The sequence below is a fragment of the Sulfurovum sp. bin170 genome (assembly GCF_010892395.1).
GTDB lineage: Bacteria > Campylobacterota > Campylobacteria > Campylobacterales > Sulfurovaceae > UBA1140.
Genome location: NZ_JAACKB010000073.1, coordinates 1 through 2,310, shown reverse-complemented (window position 1 = coordinate 2,310; position 2,310 = coordinate 1). Strand labels below are relative to the sequence as shown.

At 38.2% G+C, this 2,310-nt stretch carries 1 protein-coding gene and 1 pseudogene; both read left to right on the top strand.

Annotation, left to right across the window (positions count from 1 at the left end; translation table 11 throughout):
* Positions 1 to 57 precede the first annotated feature (57 nt).
* Positions 58 to 1,848, top strand: coding sequence for a DNA helicase RecQ (gene recQ, locus GSY74_RS01700; protein ID WP_164663387.1), 1,791 nt, complete (start codon positions 58 to 60; stop codon positions 1,846 to 1,848).
* Between the two features lie 101 nt (positions 1,849 to 1,949).
* Positions 1,950 to 2,310 (top strand): annotated as a pseudogene (locus GSY74_RS01695) (ribonuclease HII); the annotation flags it as partial.

Here is a 2,310-nt window from a genome sequence, read left to right as displayed (position 1 = left end):
TAATTTTGGGTAGGTACTTAATTGAGTTTCCAAGTCAGCTTACGCTAAAATTACAGTATGAAAAAGCTAGAGATACTACAACACTACTTCGGACACCAAAACTTTAGAGAACAGCAAGAGGAGGTTATAGACTATATCCTAAACAATCAAGATGTTCTAATGATACTCCCCACAGGTGGAGGAAAATCACTCTGCTACCAACTACCATCACTGCTTATGTCTGGTGTCACGGTTGTTGTCTCTCCCCTACTTGCTCTGATGCATGACCAAGTGGTAGCACTTAGAGGGAATGGAATATCTGCGTCAATGTTAAGCTCCATGCAGACCCAAGAGGAGACAAAAGAGATAGAACAAGCTCTATATAACAATCAAATAAAACTCCTATATGTCGCTCCTGAACGCTTAATGAATGACTACTTCTTAACCTTTTTAATGGAGTTAAATATAAACTTTTTTGTAATAGATGAGGCTCACTGTGTGAGTGAGTGGGGTCATGAATTTCGTGAACACTACCGAATGTTATCCCAACTAAAAACCTCTTTTCCATCAACTACAATTGCAGCTTTTACCGCAACCGCTACAACCATAGTCCGTGAAGATATAGTATCAAATCTACAGCTAATTAATCCCAAGATTGTTACAGGTTCTCTCTTTCGCAAAAACCTAACCATGACAGCCCAACATAGACAGAGTGATGGAAGAGTACAACTCATAAACTTTTTAAAAGAGCAAAAGAGTTTAACAGGAATTGTATATGCCTTTTCAAGAAAACAGACAGAGAGTGTAGCCAAATACCTAGAGAGACAGGGATACAAGGCAAAAGCCTTTCATGCAGGACTCCCCACCAATATTAAAAAAAAGGTCTATAGTGAATTTGTATCAGATGAGATAGATATAGTAGTAGCCACCATAGCTTTTGGAATGGGGATTGACAAGAGTAATATCAGATTTGTAGTCCACATGAATCTACCAAAAACCCTAGAGAACTACTATCAGGAGATAGGAAGAGCAGGACGAGATGGTCTGGATGCTACTACTCTATTACTATTTTCTGCACAAGATATTGTTCAACAGAAAAGCTTTATAGATGCTTTACCTGATAGCCCCTATAAGGTAAATGCTTATGAGAAAATCAATACCATCTCAAGATTTTCGGACTCAGAATCATGTAGACATCAACAGATAGCCCACTATTTCAATGACTCCATAGAAGCGTGTGGAGATAGATGTGACAACTGCATTAACCCTGATAGAAACAGCATAGATATAACCACGGAAGCCAGAAAACTGCTCTCGACAATCTATCGAACCAAACAATCTTTTGGTATACATTATGTAGTGGATGTTATCAGAGGAAGCAAAGAGCAGAGGATTCTAACCAATGGTCATGACCAACTATCCGTCTATGGAATAGGAGAGAACTACTCAAAACCACAATGGCTTAGTATCTCTGATAAACTATTAGAGCTTGGTGCTGTGGGTATTGGAGATTATAAAGTTTACTATCTTACAGAGAGAGGAGTAAATATTCTAAAAGGGGGAGAAGAGGTCTCCATTCGAGAAGAACGGCTAATGGTGAAAAAAGCAAAAGCCAAGAAAAAAATCACCTATTTTGATGATTATAAGGTTGAGATATTTGACAAACTAAGAGTACTAAGAAAAGAGATAGCTACAACAAGCAAAGTACCACCGTATGTAGTATTTTCAGATAAGACACTTAAAGAGCTTTCAAATGTTATGCCGACAAATAAAGCAGAGATGTTAGAGGTTCATGGTGTTGGTGAGGTCAAATTTGAACGGTATGGTGAAGCGTTTTTACAGCTTATAGCGGAGATAGCCCATGTATGACATCTTTTTTTGGTGCAATAAATTGACACCCTACAAATCACAAACATCAATACCATTCACAACAGTAGGGTGTCAATTTATTGCACCATTAAGAAGAACCCATGCCTAAAATTTGTGGCATAGACGAAGCAGGAAGAGGACCTCTAGCAGGTGATTTGGTTATAGCAGGAGTAATCCTAATAAATCCAATCGAAGGACTCATGGATTCAAAAAAAATTTCTGAGAAAAAACGAGAAGCACTCTACCCTCAAATCATCCAAAACAGTCAATATCATATTGTAAGTTTCTCACCAAAAGAGATAGATGAGCTAGGACTAAGTGCTTGTTTGGGTAGAGGGTTGGAGTCCATCCAAAAACATCTAAAAGCAGAGATATATCTGTTTGATGGAAATCAATCATTTGGAGTTTTGGGGATAACTACGATGGTCAAAGCTGATACAAAAGTAGCTGAGGTGAGTGCTG